The organism is Oceanicella actignis (assembly GCF_900111545.1).
In the GTDB taxonomy this organism is placed as follows: Bacteria; Pseudomonadota; Alphaproteobacteria; order Rhodobacterales; family Rhodobacteraceae; genus Oceanicella; species Oceanicella actignis.
This window is the reverse complement of the sequence record NZ_FOHL01000003.1, coordinates 257,294-272,962: the sequence shown is the minus strand read 5'-3', so window position 1 is coordinate 272,962 and position 15,669 is coordinate 257,294. Positions and strand designations below refer to the sequence as shown.

Sequence of the window (15,669 nt, the reverse complement as noted above, 5' to 3'; positions counted from 1 at the left end):
TTGGCGAAGGCGCCCGGCGGTCAGCCGGGCGCGGCGGCGGTTTCGGCGGCCCCGCCCGCGCCATGGGGAGGGGCCAGATCCACGCCGCTGATCTGGGCGCGCGCGGCCAGCTCGGCCACGAATGCGCGCGCAGCCCGCGCCCAGGCGGCCTTCTCCATCGCCTCGAGGATGCGCCCGCGCGCGGCCTCATAAGGCAGCGGCGGCCCATCGGCCCGCGCCTCGAGCCGAATCACATGCCAACCATGACGGCTGAGCACCGGCTCGGCCGTGATCTCGCCCGGCGACATGCGCCGCAGCGCGGCTTCGAATTCGGGCGCGCAATCGCCCGGCCGCAGCTGGCCCAGCGCGCCGCCCGCCGCGCGCGAGGCGCAGTCGCTGCTTTCCTGGGCGATGCGGGCGAAGTCGCGCGGCCGGGCGCGGACGCGCTCGGCCAGCTCGCGGGCGCGGCGCAGCGCCGCCTCGCGCGCGGCGGCGTCGCGCGGGTCGCACTGCACGAGGATGTGCGAGACCTCCCACAAGGGCGGCGCGCGGAAGCGGCCCGGATCGCGCGCCCATTCGGCGCGCACGGCCGCCTCGTCGGGCGCGGGCGGGGCCACCGCCTCGTCCAGAAGAGCGCGGATCAGGGCCTCTTCCTCGGTCTCGAAGCGGCCGGGCGCGAGCTCGGCCGGGGCGGGGCGCAGACCCCTGCGCCGCGCCTCCTGCAAGAGCAGCGCGCGCACCGCCATGGCGCGCGCGGCCGCCCGCCACGCAAGGCCCGGCTTGCCGCGCGGGGCGGCGTGGTGCTGGGCCTCGGCCGCGACCTGCGCGGCGGGGATGCGCTGGCCGTTGACGACGACGTCGGGGAACAGGGGCGCGCTCATCGCCCCGCCCCCGCCCGCGCCCGCGCCTGCCGGCGCGTGCGCACGATCTGGTAGCCGCTGCGCAGCGCGAAGCGCACCGGCGCCGCCAGCCCCGACAGGATGTGCACCAGCCGCGTGAAGGGGAAGAGCAGGAAGATCGTCAGCCCCAGGAACAGGTGCAGCTTGAAGACCAGGGCGGCGTCGGCGATGTGGTCGGCCGCGGCGGCGTCGAAGGTGAAGATGCCCTGGGCCCAGGCCATGAAGCGCACCATCTCTTCGCCGTCCAGATGCTGGAGCGAGACGAAGATGGTCCCGATCCCCAGCACGAGCTGCGCCAGCAGCAGCGCCAGGATCAGCATGTCCATGACGCTCGAGGTGGCGCGGATGCGCGGATCGGTCCAGCGCCGGTGCATCAGCATGCCGCCCCCCGCCAGCGCCATGACGCCCGCCGCGCCGCCCGCGACCACGGCCAGAATCTGCTTGGCGCCGTGGCTGATCCCCAGCGCCTCGAACACGGCGATGGGCGTCAGAAGGCCGATCAGGTGGCCGAAGAAGATGACCAGCATGCCGACATGGAACAGGATCGAGCCCACGACCAGCTGGCGCCGGCGCAGAAGCTGCGACGACGAGCTTTTCCACGTGAACGGGTCGCGGTCATAGCGGGCGATCGAGCCCACGATCATGACCGTGAGGGCGATGTAGGGATAGATGCCGAAAAGGAAGTGATGCATCGTCTTTCTCCGTCACCGGGCCGCGCCGAGGGCGCGGGGTTTCTCGGGCGCGGCGGGATCGGTCGCCATGCGGGCCAGCATCTCGCGCGAGGCGGGGCAGCCGGCGTTGGGGTCGGGGCCGAAGCGCACCTCGGCCTCTTCCCACACCTCGTCCAGGGCCTTGAGGTCGTCGGAGTCGGTCTCGGGCTGCTCGAGCAGCTCGGCCAGCGCGTCGGGGGCGACGCGCGCGCCAGACAGCTCGACCAGCGCCGCGAAGGCCGCGGCCCACGGGCTTTCGCGCCGCTCGAGCCGCGTCTGCAGCGCCTTGAGGATATGCGCCGCGTCGGCGAGGATCTCGCGCGCCTCGGCGGCGGGGCGAAGCGACAGGAACTCGAGCAGCACCGGCAGGTGGTCGGGCAGCTCGGCCGTGACCGGCTCGAACCCGCCCGCGCGGTAGGTCTCGAGCAGCGAGACCATGGCGCCGCCGCGCGCGCGGCTTTCGCCATGGACATGCTCGAACAGGTTGAGCGAGAGCGTGCGCGTGCGGTCGAACAGCGCCACATAGGTTTCCTGCAGCGCGTAGATGTCCTCCTGCGCCAGCGCCTGCATCAGCGGGCGCAGCGCGCGCCGCGCCGCCGCGGTCAGCCGCGAGTCCGCGGCCAGGACCGCCGCGATCTCGGGCATGGCGCGCTGCAGCTCGGGGGTGGGGTAGCTGAGCGCAAGCGAAAGGGCCTTGAGCGTGCGGTCCATCACATGACCTCCGTGGGCATCTTGAGGGGACGACGCGAGCCGCCGAACAGGGACGCCTTCGACACGCCCCCCGAGCAGCCGTTCGTGTCGGTGAGGCCGCATCCGCCGCGCAGGTCGTAGGCGTCTTCGACCTGTTCGCGATGCGTGGTGGGAATGACGAAGCGGTCCTCGTAATCGGCCAGCGCCATGATGCGATACATGTCCTCGATCTGGGCGCGCGAAAGGCCGACGCGCTCGGCCAGGGATTCGTCGTTCACCCCCTCGACCGTGCGCGCGCGCATGTAGGCGCGCATGGCCAGCATGCGCTCGAGCGCAAGCGCCACCGGCGCCTCGTCGCCCGCCGTCAGCATGTTCGCCAGGTAGCGCAGCGGAATGCGCAGCGAACGCACGTCGGGCATGGCGCCGTCGCCGCCCAGCTCGCCCGCCGCGGCGCGGTTCTGGATGGGCGAGAGCGGCGGCACATACCAGACCATGGGCAGCGTGCGGTATTCGGGATGAAGCGGGAAGGCCACCTTCCACTCCATCGCCATCTTCCACACCGGGCTGTGCCTTGCGGCCTCGATCCAGTCCTCGGGGATGCCCTCGGCGCGGGCGGCGGCGATCACCTCGGGGTCGTTCGGATCGAGGAACACGCCCAGCTGCGCGTCGTAGAGCTCCTTCTCGGACGGGACCGCGGCGGCCTCGGCGGTGGCGTCGGCGTCATAGAGCATCACGCCGATGTAGCGGATGCGCCCGACGCAGGTCTCGGAGCACACCGTCGGGTTGCCCGACTCGATGCGCGGATAGCACAGGGTGCATTTCTCGGACTTGCCGGTGGCCCAGTTGTAATAGACCTTCTTGTAGGGGCAGCCCGAGACGCACATGCGCCAGCCGCGGCATTTCTCCTGGTCGATGAGGACGATGCCGTCCTCTTCGCGCTTGTAGATCGCGCCCGAGGGGCAGGACGCGGCGCAGGCGGGGTTCAGGCAGTGCTCGCACAGCCGCGGCAGATACATCATGAAGGTGTTTTCGTATTCGCCGTAGATCTGCTTCTGCACGCCCTCGAAGTTGTAGTCCTGGCTGCGCTTCTCGAACTCGCCGCCCAGGATCTCCTCCCAGTTGGGGCCCTTCTCGATCTTCTCGATGCGCTCGCCCGTGATGGCCGAGCGCGGGCGCGCGGTGGGGAAATGCTCCATCTCGGGGGCGGACTTGAGATGGTCGTAGTCGAAATCGAACGGCTCGTAATAGTCGTCGATCTCGGGCAGATCGGGGTTGGCGAACAGGTTCGCCAGGATCCGCCACTTGCCGCCCTGGCGCGGCCGCAGCCGCCCCGAGGCGGTGCGCACCCAGCCGCCGTTCCAGCGGTTCTGGTTCTCCCAGTCGGTGGGATAGCCGGTGCCGGGCTTGGTCTCGACGTTGTTGAACCAGGCGTATTCGACCCCCTCGCGGCTGGTCCAGACGTTCTTGCAGGTCACCGAGCAGGTGTGGCACCCGATGCACTTGTCCAGGTTCAGCACCATGCCGATTTGCGCGCGCACCTTCATTGGGCAGCCTCCTTCGAACCGATCGGGCGGTCGAGCCAGTCGACCTTGTCCATTCTCCTGACGACCACGAACTCATCCCGGTTGGCGCCGACGGTGCCGTAGTAGTTGAAGCCCCAGGACTGCTGCGCGTAGCCGCCGATCATGTGGGTGGGTTTGGGAACGGCGCGGGTGACCGAGTTGTGGATGCCCCCGCGCCGGCCGGTCCTTTGCGAGCCGGGCGTGTTCACGATCTTCTCCTGCGCGTGATACATGAAGGTCGTGCCCTCGCGGATCCGCTGCGAGACGACCGCCCGCGCCGTCAGCGCGCCGTTGGCGTTGTAGAGCTCGACCCAGTCGTTGTCGGCGATGCCGGCCTTGCGCGCGTCGGTCTCGGAGATCCAGATCACCGGCCCGCCGCGGTTGAGCGTGAGCATCAGCAGATTGTCCGAATAGGTCGAGTGGATGCCCCATTTCTGGTGCGGGGTGATGAAGTTCAGCACCAGCGCGTCGCCCGCCTCGCGCACCGCGTCGGTGACGGTCTTGAGATCGACCGGCGGGCGGTAGGACACGAAGCCCTCGCCGAAGGCGCGCATCCACAGATGGTCCTGATACAGCTGCTGGCGGCCGGTCAGCGTGCGCCAGGGGATCAGCTCGTGCACGTTGGTGTAGCCGGCGTTGTAGCAGACATGCTCGGATTCGAGCCCCGACCAGGTGGGCGAGGAGATGATCTTGCGCGGCTGCGCGGCGATGTCGCGGAAGCGGATCTTCTCCTCCTCCTTCGGGCGGGCCAGGTGGGTATGGTCGCGGCCCGTGTTCTCGGACAGCGCCGCCCAGGCCTTCACGGCGACATGGCCGTTCGTCTCGGGCGCCAGCATCAGAACCGCCTCGCAGGCGTCGATGTCGGTCTCGATCCTGGGCCGGCCCGCGGCCGGGCCCGTCTCCCATTCGCCGTTGAGCGCGCGCAGCGCCTCGACCTCTTCCTCGGTCTTCCAGCCGATGCCCTTGCCGCCGTTGCCCAGCTTGTCCAGCAGCGGGCCCAGCGCCACGAAGCGGTCGTAGACGGCGCCGTAGTCGCGCTCGACGGCGACGAAGTTGGGCGCCGTCTTGCCCGGGATCAGCGGGCATTCGCCCTTCTTCCAGTCGCGCACCTCGTCCTGCGCCAGCTCGGCCGGGGTGTCGTGCAGAAGCGGCACGGCGACCACGTCGGTCTCCTTGCCCAGGATCTCGGGCGCGACCTGCTGGAACTTGCGCGCGATGGACTTGAAGATCTCCCAGTCCGAGCGGCTCTCATAGGCCGGGTCCACCGCCGCCTGCAGCGGGTGGATGAAGGGGTGCATGTCCGAGGTGTTGAGGTCGTTCTTCTCGTACCACGAGGCGGTCGGCAGCACGATGTCGGCATAGACCGCGGTCGTGGACATGCGGAAGTCGATGCACACCAGAAGGTCCAGCTTGCCTTCGGGCGCCTTCTCGCGCCAGCGCGCCTCGACGGGCCGGTTCGCGGTTTCCGCGCCCAGGACCGAGTGATCGGCGCCCAGAAGGTGGCGCAGGAAATACTCGTGTCCCTTGCCCGACGAGCCCAGTAGGTTCGAGCGCCACACGAACAGGTTGCGCGGCCAGTTCTCGGGGGCGTCGGGGTCCTCGCAGGACATTTCGAGCTCGCCCGAGCTCAGCTTCTCGGCGACGTATTCGGCCGCCGTCTTGCCCGCCTCCCTGGCCGCGCGGCCGACCTCGAGCGGATTGGTCCGCAGCTGCGGCGCCGAGGGCAGCCAGCCCATGCGTTCGGCGCGGATGTTGAAGTCGATCAGGCTGGCGTTCCAGTCGCCCTCGGGCGCGGTGGGCGAAAGCAGCTCGTCCGCGCGCACGGTCTCGTAGCGCCACTGGTCGGTGTGGGCGTAGAAGGCGCTGGTCGAGTTCATCTGCCGCGGCGGCCGCCCCCAGTCCAGCGCGAAGGCCACGGGCAGCCAGCCGGTCTGCGGGCGCAGCTTCTCCTGCCCCACGTAATGCGCCCAGCCGCCGCCCGACTGGCCCACGCAACCGCACATCGCCAGCATGTTGATGACGGCGCGGTAGTTCATGTCCATGTGATACCAGTGGTTCATCGCCGCGCCGATGATGACCATGGACTTGCCGCGCGTCTTTTCGGCGTTCGAGGCGAATTCGCGCGCAACGTGAATGATCTTGTCGGCCGGAACGCCGGTGATCTTCTCGGCCCAGGCGGGGGTTCCGGGAACGTCCTCGTCATACGAGGCGGCGACCCACTCGCCCCCAAGCCCGCGGTCGAGGCCGTAATTGGCGCACAGAAGATCGAAGACCGTCGCCACCAGGGCCTCTTCGCCGTCGGCCAGGCGCACCCGCTTGACCGGCACGTTGCGCGTCAGCACGTCGGGGCGCTTGTCGCCGGTGGCGAAGAACTCGGTGGCCGCGCCGCCGAAATAGGGGAAGTCCACCCCGGCCACGTCGTCGCGGTCCTCGTCGAGGATGAAGGACATGACCGGCTCGACGGGCTTGCCGTCCGCCTGCTCCTCGAGGTTCCAGGCGCCCTTCTCGCCCCAGCGGAAGCCGATCGAGCCGTTGGGCGCCGCAAGGCCGCCCGACAGCCGGTCCCACACCAGCGTCTTCCATTCGGGGTTGTTCGTCTGGCCCAGCGCGCCGTCGATGTCGGCCGCGCGCAGGAAGCGGCCCGGCGTCAGGCGCCCGTCGCGCCTGTCAAGGCGCACCAGCATGGGCATGTCGGTGAAGCGGCGGCAGTATTCCTCGAAATACTCGGCCTGCCGGTCCAGGTGGAACTCGCGCAGGATGACGTGGCCGAAGGCCATGCCCAGCGCGGCGTCCGTGCCCTGCTTCACGTTCAGCCACACATCGCCGAACTTGGCCGCCTCGGAATAGTCGGGGCAGATGACGGCGGACTTGGCGCCGCGATAGCGCGCCTCGGTGTAGAAATGGGCGTCGGGCGTGCGCGTCTGCGGCACGTTCGAGCCCCACAGGATCAGATAGCCGGCGTTGTACCAGTCGGCCGACTCGGGCACGTCGGTCTGCTCGCCCCAGGTCATGGGGCTGGAGGGCGGCAGGTCGCAATACCAGTCGTAGAAGGACATGCACACGCCGCCCAGCAGCGACAGATAGCGCGAGCCCGCCGCGTAGCTGATCATCGACATGGCCGGGATGGGCGAGAAGCCGAAGATGCGGTCGGGGCCGTAGCGGCGCACGGTGTAGGCGTTGGCGGCGGCGACGATCTCGGTCGCCTCGTCCCAGCTGGCGCGCACGAAGCCGCCCTTGCCGCGGGCCTTGACGTAGTCGGCCCGCAGCAGCGGGTCCTCCTGGATCGCGGTCCAGGCCTCGATGGGGCTCTTGGTTTCGCGCAGGCGCCGCCAGGTCTTCATCAGCCGGCCGCGCACCAGCGGGTGCTTCACCCGGTTGGCCGAGTAGAGATACCAGCTGTAGGAGGCGCCGCGCGCGCAGCCGCGCGGCTCGTGATTGGGCAGGTCGGGGCGGGTGCGCGGATAGTCGGTCTGCTGCGTCTCCCAGGTGACGATGCCCGACTTGACGTAGATCTTCCAGCTGCACGAACCGGTGCAGTTCACGCCGTGGGTCGAGCGCACGATCTTGTCGTGCCGCCAGCGGTTTCTGTAGGTGTCCTCCCAGTCGCGGCTTTCGCGCGTGACCTGGCCATGACCGTCGGCGAAGGTCTCGACTGCCTTGGGTTCGAGGAAGTTCAGTCGGTCCAGAAGATGGCTCATCGGACGGCTCCGTTTGCTAGGGCGTTCGAGGGGCCGCGCGGCGCGGGCCGCGCGGCGTATCGGGCGGCTGCGCTCAGGGATTGGCGACGTAGGCGCCGCGGCGCAGGTAGAACCACCAGTTCAGCGCGATGCAGATCATGTAGAAGACGGCCAGCCCGTAGAGCGCGTTCTCGGGCGAGCCGGCCTTGATCTGCTCGCCGATCACCTGGGGGATGATGAAGGCGCCGTAGGCGGCCACCGCCGAGGTCCAGCCCAGCACGGGGCCGCGGCGCTCGCGCTCGAAGATCACGGCGATGGTGCGGAAGGTGGACCCGTTGCCGATGCCCGTGGCGGTGAACAGCGTCAGGAACAGCAGCATGAAGGGCAGGAAGTAGTCCTGCGGCGTGGCCGAGGCGTAGGCCAGGTTCAGCACCCACGCCACGCCGAGCGCCGAGATCACCATCACCACCGAGATGATCTGCGTCACCTTCGCGCCGCCGGCGCGGTCGGCCCAGATCCCGCCCACCGGCCGGATCAGCGCGCCGATGAACGGTCCCATCCACGCATACATCAGCGCCGAGGGACCGGCGGGGTTGACCGTGTCATGGGTCATGACGCCGTCGACCATGATGTGCTGGAAGCCGAACACCACCTTGATGGCCAGCGCGAAGGCGGCCGAGTAGCCGATGAACGAGCCGAAGGTCATGGTGTAGATGACCGTCATGGCCCAGGTGTGCTTGTCGCGGAAGATGCCGTATTGGCGCGACAGGCTGCGCCCGACCTCGCCGGGGATCATGCGCAGCGCCCCCACCGTCAGCGCGATGACGACGGGCAGCGCGATCCATTTCGAGACCATCAGCCCCGAGCCGCCGACATTCGCCGGCAGCATCAGCCACAGCCCGAAGGCGGCCGTCGCCAGGCCCACCGCCAGCATCCCGGTCAGCACCGCGAAGGCGACCGGCGGGGCGGGCGGCTCGGGGGTGACGTGCTCGTCGCGGATGTTGTTCATGCCCAGCCAGGTGGCGAAGGCCAGCGGAACCAGCGGGATCAGCCACACATAGCCGGCGTTCATGATCCAGGTCTCGGTCCCGGCGGGGATCTTGCCGATCAGCGTGCCCGAGGGCGCCTGCAGCGTCATCGGATGCGCGCCCAGCGCCGGCGCGAACAGCGCCGCGGTCATGGCCAGCGGCACCAGGATCTGCATCGTCGTGACGCCGAAATTGCCCAGCCCCGCATTCATGCCCAGCGCGTAGCCCTGGATGCGCTTGGGATAGAAGAAGCTGATGTTGGACATGGACGAGGCGAAGTTGCCGCCGCCGATGCCCGACAGAAGCGCAAGGATCTGGAACACCCACAGCGGCGTGTCCGGGTTCTGCAGCGCCAGACCCGCGCCGAAGGCCGGGATCATCAAGAGCGAGGTCGTCCAGAAGATCGTGTTGCGCCCGCCCGCAAGGCGGATGAAGAAGGTCTCGGGGATGCGCAGCGTGGCGCCCGACAGGCCGGCGATGGCCGACAGGGTGAACAGCTCGGCCTTGGTGAAGGGATAGCCAAGGTTGATCATCTGCACCGTGATCACGCCCCAGCACAGCCACACCGCGAAGGACACGAGCAGCGCGGGGATCGAGATCCACAGATTGCGGCGCGCAACCCCCTTGCCCCAGCTTTCCCACTGTTCCGGGTCCTCGGGGTTCCAGCCGACAAGATCCTTTGCCATGGTTGGTTTCCTTGTTCGTTCTTGCGAGGGGGCGGCGGGCGCGCCGGGCGCCCGCCGCATCGGGCCTCAGCCGCGGGCGCCGGCGCCGGGCTCGGCGGGAACGGGCGCCTCGGGCACGTCGGACAGGAAGGTCTCCTGCGCCAGGGCGGGATGGCGGGCGCGCTCCATGCGGCGGATGGCGACGTGCATCCACACCGTCGAGACGGCGACCAGCGCGAAGAGCAGCATGTAGGGCGCGGTCCAAACCCCCGTCAGGTCAAGCAGCGCGCCGAAGGCGATCGGCAGGAAGAAGCCCCCGAGGCCGCCGATCATGCCCACCAGGCCGCCGACCGCGCCCACATGGTTGGGGTAGTAGACGGGGATGTGCTTGTAGACCGCCGCCTTGCCCAGGCTCATCAGAAAGCCCAGGACCACGGTGATGGCCACGAAGACCTCGACGCTCAGCCCGAATTCGAAGGCGATCGGGCCGTGGATGCCGTCGATCACGTAGCGCGTGCGCGGATAGCTCATCACGAACAGGCAGGCCAGCGAGCCGATGAAGGTCAGATACATCACCGCCCGCGCGCCCCACTTGTCGGACATCCACCCGCCAAGCGCGCGAAAGACCGAGCCGGGCATCGAATAGAGCCCCGCGAAGACGCCCGCCGTGGTCAGCGGCAGCCCATAGGCGCCGACGTAGTAGCGCGGCAGGAAGCTGGCCAGCGCCACGAAGCCGCCGAAGACGAAGAAGTAGTAGGTCGCGAAGCGCCAGACCTGGATGTTCTTCAGCGGCGCCAGCTGCTGCGCCGTCGAGACCGGGCCAAGCCCCTGCGCCTTGCGCCGCTCGTGCTCGGGGTCGGTCTTGGCCAGGAGGTAGAACAGCACGGCCGTGATCGCCAGCGCGACCGCATAGACCCGCGCCGTGCCCTGCCAGCCCAGCGAGACCACCAGGAACGGCGCCACGAAGTTCGTCACCGCCGCGCCCACATTGCCCGCGCCGAAGATGCCCAGCGCGGTGCCCTGGCGCTCGCGCTCGTACCAGCGCGAGACATAGGCGACGCCGATGATGAACGAGCCGCCCGCAAGCCCCACGCCCAGCGCCGCCAGCAGGAACACCTCGTAGGTGTGCACGCTGGTCAGCAGCCACACGCACACGGCGGTGATCAGCATCTGCAGCGGGAACATGACGCGGCCGCCGAACTGCTCGGTCCACACGCCCAGAAAGATGCGGCTGATCGAGCCGGTCAGCACCGGCGTCGCCACCAGAAGGCCGAACTGGGTGTCGCTCAGCCCCAGCTCCTGCTTGATGCGCACGCCGATGATCGAAAAGATCGTCCACACGGCGAAACACACGGTGAAGGCGAAGGTGCTCAGCGCCAGCGCCCGGTTCTGATCGGCGCGCGTGACGCCCTCCAAGGCGTTCATGATCGTCCCTCCACGACGTTGACCGCGGCCCGAAAGCGGCCGCCTGGGGCCGGTTTTGCGGGGCCGCGTCGCGGCGGAGCTTGATCTGGATCAGGCCCGAGGGCGCGCGCCGACGAAATAAAGGTTTCGGCGCGAAACGGCAGGCGCGCCGTCGCGCCGGGTCAAGGCCCTGCGGCGAATTTGCCGCAGGCATGATTGACAAATGTCAAGCGATCTGCCACCACGGCCGCACATCGCCCCAGCAGGAGCCGGCGCCATGCCCGAGTCGCTTCACCCAGACGTGCGCGCCCTGCCGCTGTTCTCGCAGATCGCCGAGGACAGCTTTCAGACGCTCATGCGCGGCGCCTACGTCCAGAACTTCCCGCCCCATGTGGAGCTGATCGTCGAGGGCGAGACGAGCGACTTCCTGCACATCCTGCTGTCTGGAACGGTCGAGCTCTTCGCCCGCTGGAACCGGCGCGAGACGACCATGGCGCTGGTGCGGCCGGTCTCGACCTTCATCCTCGCCGCGACGGTCAAGGACGCGCCCTACCTGATGTCGGCGCGCACGGTCGACAAGTGCCGAATCGCCATGATCCCCAGCGAGGATGTGCGCGACGTGTTCGACCAGGACGCCGTCTTCGCGCGCGCCGTCGTGACCGAGCTGGCGCAGTGCTACCGCTCGGTGGTGCGGGCGCAAAAGGATCTGAAGCTGCGCAGCTCGCTCGAGCGGCTGGCGAACTTCCTGCTGCGCCGCCAGCGCGGCTGCGGCGGCGCGGCGGAATTCGAGCTGGGGATGGAAAAGCGCAAGCTGGCCCATCTTCTGGGCATGACGCCTGAGAATCTGAGCCGCGCCTTCCGCGCGCTGGCCCCATACGGCGTGCGCGTCGAGGGCGAGCGCATCGCCATCGACGACCAGCCCGCGCTCGAGCGCTTCGCCAAGCCCGATCCGCTGATCGACGCCCCCGACGCCTGAGACGCGCTCAGCCTTCCAGCGCCTTGTGGCTGCCGTCGCAGAAGGGCGGGCGCGAGGTGCGCTTGCAGGTGCAGAAGAACTTCGCGCCGTCGGCCTTCGCCTCCCACTTCACGGGCGCGAAGCCGGTTCCCTTGTGGCTGCCGTCGCAAAAGGGCTGGTTGCGCGACAGCCCGCAGGCGCACCAGAAATAGGTCTTTCCCGCCTTGACCTCGACGCTGACGGGCTCGCGCCCCGCGGCCTTGGGTTCCTGCATCGGCATCCTTCCTTCGCCTTGCGCCTTGCGCGGGGTCCTGCGCGCGGCATGTTGCCAAGCCGCGCGCCCCGCGCCATCCTGCCGACAAAACTTAACCGGGAGGAAAACATGCTCAAGACATTCCTTTGCGGCGCCGCGGCGGCGCTGGCGCTGGGCGGGGCGGCCATGGCCGAGCCCGCGCACAAGATGCGCATCTCGCTTCAGCTGCCGCTGACCAGCCATCTGGGCGAGAACCTGCTCCTGTTCGAGAAGGAGGTCGAGGCGCGCACCGGCGGCGCGGTGGATGTCGAGATCTACGACAGCGCGACCCTCTACAAGGACAAGGAGGTGCCGGCCGCCGTCGGCTCGGGCGCGATCGAGGCGGGCGTGGCCTCGTTGACGCGCTATGTGGGCGACGCGCCGGTGGTGGACGTGTTCTACATGCCCTTCCTCTTCAACAGCGAAGAGAAGGTGCGCGCCGCGGTGCCCAAGGGCTCGCCCGTGCGCACGATCATCGAGGAAGAGGTGGCCAGGACCGGCGGCCAGATCCTTTACTGGCAGGCCTATGGCGGCGCGATCATGCTGTCCAAGGGAACGCCCATCAAGCGGCCCGAGGATCTGAAGGGCAAGAAGGTGCGCGTCTTCGGCAAGACGCTGGGCGATTTCATCAAGGCGGCGGGCGGCGCGCCGACGCTGATCTCGGGCTCGGAGCAGTATCTGGCCTATCAGCGCGGCACGGTGGATGTGGGCATGACCGGCATCTCGGGCGTCAAGTCGCGCAAGCTGTGGGAGGTGATGGACACGGTCACCGTCACCAACCACGCCGACATCGAGTTCGTGGTGGTGGTCAACACCCAGTGGTGGAACGCCCTGCCCCCCGAGATCCAGGCCCGGATCCGCGAGGCCGCCGACGTGGCCGAGCGCACCGTGCGCGACCGCATGTCCCAGATCGAGGCCGACGCCTACGCCGCCGCGCGCGAGCACGGGATGAACATCGTCGAGCTGGACGAGGCCGACGTCGCCGCCTGGAAGGCGGTGGCCAAGCCGGTCTACGACGCCTTCCTGGCCGCCGCCGGCGAGGCGGGCGCCAAGGTGCTTGCGGCGGTCGGGCACGACGGCTGACCCGACGGCGCATCGCGCGGGCGGCGGCCGTCGCCCGCGTTCCCTTTCCGCTCGGAAGCTCTGCATGCAATTGATCGATCACGTCTCGCGCGGCGCGGCCGCGCTGGGGGCCTGGCTGATGGTCGCCGCGGGCGCGATGCTGACCTACGAGGTCGTGGCGCGCTACTTTTTCGTGCGCCCCACCATCTGGGCCGCCGAGCTGAGCCAGCTGTGCCTCATCTGGGGCTGCCTGATGGCGATGGCGGGCGTGCTGCGCGCGCGCCGCCACGTCACCGTCAACGCGCTGACCGACCTTCTGCCCCTGCCCGCGCAAAGGCTGTGCGCGGCGGCGGCGCTGGTCTGCGTGATCGCGTTCTCGGCGATCGTGGCGTGGTGGGGCTGGCAGATCTTTCACGACAGCTTCGTGCGCGGGCGCACGACGGGTTCGCTTCTGGATCTGCCGTCCTGGGTGGCCGAGCTGCCCGTGCCGCTGGGATTTGCGCTGCTGGCGCTGCAGGCGGCGGCCGATCTGGCGCGGCTGCCGCGCGATCCCGCCCCGGGTCTGGGGAGCGCGCAGGAATGACGGTTCTGCTCATCCTGGGCGCGCTTTTCGCCCTTTTGCTGATCGGCGTGCCCGTGGCCTTCGCGCTGGGCGGCGTCGGGCTGGGAATGCTGATCGCCGGCGGGCTGTCGCCCCTGATGGCGCCGCAGGCGATCCTTTCGACGCTGGACGGCTTCATCCTGCTGGCGGTGCCGCTGTTTCTTCTGATGTCGAACGTCCTGCTGCATGGCGGCGTGGGGCGCGACCTGTTCGCGGCGGTTCAGTCCTGGGTCGGGCACTGGCCCGGCGGGCTGGCGGTGGCCACCATCATCAGCTGCGCGATGTTCGCGGCGATCTCGGGCTCGTCCGTGGCCACGGCCGCCACCATCGGCACGGTCGCCATCCCCGAAATGCTGTCGCGCGGACATGACAGGCGCTTCGTCTACGGGCTGCTGGCGGCGGGCGGCACGCTGGGCATCCTGATTCCGCCCTCGATCCCGATGATCGTCTACGGCTTCGTCACCGAGCAGTCGGTGATCGCGCTGTTCCTGGGCGGCATCGGGCCGGGGCTGACGCTGGTGACGCTGTTCATCCTCTACGCCATGCTGCATGCGCGCATGACGTCCGGCGCGCGGCTCGAGCGCGCAAGCTGGGCCGAGCGGGCCGCCGCCACGCGGCGCGTGCTGCCGGCGCTGGCGCTGGCGGCGCTGATGGTCGGCGGGCTTTACGCCGGCGCCTTCACGCCCACCGAGGCGGCGGCCATCGGCTTCGCCGCGGCGCTGGCCATCACCACGCTGTGGTCGCGCTCGCTGAGCTGGTCGGGGTTCCTGGCGGCGGTGCGCGATTCGGCCGTCACCACCACCGCCATCCTGCTGATCGTCGCGGGGGCCAAGATCTTCGGCAAGGCCATCGCGCTCTACCGTCTGCCGCAAGAGATCTCGGCCCTGATCGCGGCCAACATCGACGGGCCGGCCATGTTCCTGCTGGCGGTCTCGGCGGTGCTGCTGCTGATGGGGCTGGTGTTCGAGGCGCTGTCGATGATCCTGATCATGACGCCGGTTCTGCTGCCGGCGGCGATGCGGCTGGGCTTCGATCCGGTGTGGTTCGGCATCTACATGGTGGTGATGGTGGAATGCGCGCTCATCACGCCGCCGGTGGGGCTGAACCTTTACGTCATCCAGTCGGTGGCGCGCGCGCGCCTGGCCGAAGTGGCGCGCGGCGTGCTGCCGTTCCTGGCGCTGATGCTGGCGACGGTGGCGATCATGCGCGCCGCGCCAGATCTGGTTCTCTACATCCCGTTCAAATGGTGATCCGATGAACAAGGCCGACCGGCTGCGCGCGCTGCTCGCGCAGGACACATGCCACCTCATGCCCTGCTGCTTCGACGCGCTGTCGGGCAAGCTGATCGCGCAGGAGGGATACGCGCTGACCTTCATGTCCGGCTTCGCCGCCTCGGCCAGCCGCATCGGCGCGCCCGATCTGGGGCTGATGAGCTACGCCGAGGTCCTCGACCAGGCCCGCAACATCGCCGAGGCCGTGGACATTCCGCTGATCGCCGACGGCGACACGGGCTACGGCAACGCGATGAACGTGCGCCGCACGGTGCGCGGCTTCGCGCGGGCGGGCTGCGCGGCGGTGATGATCGAGGACCAGCTGGCCCCCAAGCGCTGCGGCCACACGCCCGGCAAGGCCGTCGTGCCGCGCGACGAGGCCTTCGACCGCATCCGCGCCGCGGCCGACGCGCGCGCGGCGCTGCGCGACGAGGGGCTCGACATCCTGATCCTGGCGCGCACCGACGCGCGTCACGAGCACGGCCTTGACGAGGCCATCGCCCGCGCCGCGCGCTTCGCCGAGCTGGGCGCCGACATCCTGTTCGTCGAGGCGCCGCGCAGCGAAGAGGAAATGCGCCGCATCTGCGCCGAGCTGCCCGGCCCCAAGATGGCGAACATCGTCGAGGGCGGCCAGACCCCCGACCTGCCGCTCGCAACGCTGCGCGAGATCGGCTTCTCGATCGCGGCCTATCCGCTTTCGCTCATGGCGGCGGCGATGCAGGCCATGGTGACGACGCTGCGCGCCATGCGCGAGGATCGCCGCCCGGGGCTGATGGATTTCGCCGAGCTGCGCCGGCGCGTCGGCTTCGACGACTACTACCGCATCTCCGAGGCCTACGCCTCGTCCCGGCGCGGCTGAACGGGCGACGGGGGG

13 protein-coding genes are annotated in these 15,669 nt (G+C 69.5%); 5 read left to right on the top strand and 8 right to left on the bottom strand.

Annotated elements, in window-relative coordinates:
• Positions 1-20: 20 nt before the first annotated feature.
• The 7 genes from BMW67_RS06520 to BMW67_RS06490 all read right to left on the bottom strand — a co-directional run bounded on the left by BMW67_RS06520 (position 21) and on the right by BMW67_RS06490 (position 10,635).
• Entirely contained in the window at positions 21-860 is an 840-nt protein-coding gene (locus BMW67_RS06520) for a peptidylprolyl isomerase (protein WP_072746326.1), read from the bottom strand.
• Entirely contained in the window at positions 857-1,570 is a 714-nt protein-coding gene (gene narI, locus BMW67_RS06515) for a respiratory nitrate reductase subunit gamma (protein ID WP_072746327.1), read from the bottom strand. Before narI ends, BMW67_RS06520 begins: the two co-directional genes overlap by 4 nt.
• A 12-nt stretch (positions 1,571-1,582) precedes the next feature.
• The gene (gene narJ, locus BMW67_RS06510) at positions 1,583-2,299 is read right to left on the bottom strand and encodes a nitrate reductase molybdenum cofactor assembly chaperone (RefSeq protein WP_072746328.1); all 717 of its coding nucleotides are present in this window, start codon (positions 2,297-2,299) and stop codon (positions 1,583-1,585) included.
• On the bottom strand, positions 2,299-3,822 hold the full coding sequence (gene narH / locus BMW67_RS06505) for a nitrate reductase subunit beta (protein ID WP_072746329.1): 1,524 nt from the start codon (positions 3,820-3,822) through the stop codon (positions 2,299-2,301). Before narH ends, narJ begins: the two co-directional genes overlap by 1 nt.
• Positions 3,819-7,538: a nitrate reductase subunit alpha gene (locus BMW67_RS06500; RefSeq protein WP_072746330.1), complete on the bottom strand. Its 3,720-nt coding sequence runs from the start codon at positions 7,536-7,538 to the stop codon at positions 3,819-3,821. The genes narH and BMW67_RS06500 overlap by 4 nt, the downstream gene beginning before the upstream one ends.
• 73 nt (positions 7,539-7,611) lie before the next feature.
• Positions 7,612-9,231: an MFS transporter gene (locus tag BMW67_RS06495; RefSeq protein ID WP_072746331.1), complete on the bottom strand. Its 1,620-nt coding sequence runs from the start codon at positions 9,229-9,231 to the stop codon at positions 7,612-7,614.
• Between the two features lie 66 nt (positions 9,232-9,297).
• Complete coding sequence (locus tag BMW67_RS06490; RefSeq protein WP_072746332.1) at positions 9,298-10,635, bottom strand: MFS transporter; 1,338 nt, start codon at positions 10,633-10,635, stop codon at positions 9,298-9,300.
• Between the two features lie 256 nt (positions 10,636-10,891).
• Here BMW67_RS06490 and BMW67_RS06485 point away from each other — a divergent pair, with 256 nt between their 5' ends.
• Positions 10,892-11,590 (top strand): cyclic nucleotide-binding domain-containing protein, encoded by a 699-nt coding sequence (locus BMW67_RS06485; protein ID WP_072746333.1) that lies wholly within the window; start codon positions 10,892-10,894, stop codon positions 11,588-11,590.
• Positions 11,591-11,597: 7 nt separating this feature from the next.
• Here BMW67_RS06485 and BMW67_RS06480 read toward each other — a convergent pair whose 3' ends face one another.
• Entirely contained in the window at positions 11,598-11,843 is a 246-nt protein-coding gene (locus BMW67_RS06480) for a CDGSH iron-sulfur domain-containing protein (RefSeq protein WP_072746334.1), read from the bottom strand.
• A 108-nt stretch (positions 11,844-11,951) separates the two neighbouring features.
• Between BMW67_RS06480 and BMW67_RS06475 the strand changes: the two genes are divergently transcribed.
• The 4 genes from BMW67_RS06475 to BMW67_RS06460 all read left to right on the top strand — a co-directional run bounded on the left by BMW67_RS06475 (position 11,952) and on the right by BMW67_RS06460 (position 15,654).
• Positions 11,952-12,944, top strand: a complete 993-nt coding sequence (locus tag BMW67_RS06475) for a TRAP transporter substrate-binding protein (RefSeq protein ID WP_072746335.1) — start codon at positions 11,952-11,954, stop codon at positions 12,942-12,944.
• A 64-nt stretch (positions 12,945-13,008) separates the two neighbouring features.
• Entirely contained in the window at positions 13,009-13,506 is a 498-nt protein-coding gene (locus BMW67_RS06470) for a TRAP transporter small permease (protein ID WP_072746336.1), read from the top strand.
• Positions 13,503-14,774 (top strand): TRAP transporter large permease, encoded by a 1,272-nt coding sequence (locus tag BMW67_RS06465; protein ID WP_072746337.1) that lies wholly within the window; start codon positions 13,503-13,505, stop codon positions 14,772-14,774. Before BMW67_RS06470 ends, BMW67_RS06465 begins: the two co-directional genes overlap by 4 nt.
• 4 nt (positions 14,775-14,778) lie before the next feature.
• On the top strand, positions 14,779-15,654 hold the full coding sequence (locus tag BMW67_RS06460) for an isocitrate lyase/PEP mutase family protein (protein ID WP_072746338.1): 876 nt from the start codon (positions 14,779-14,781) through the stop codon (positions 15,652-15,654).
• Positions 15,655-15,669 lie beyond the last annotated feature (15 nt).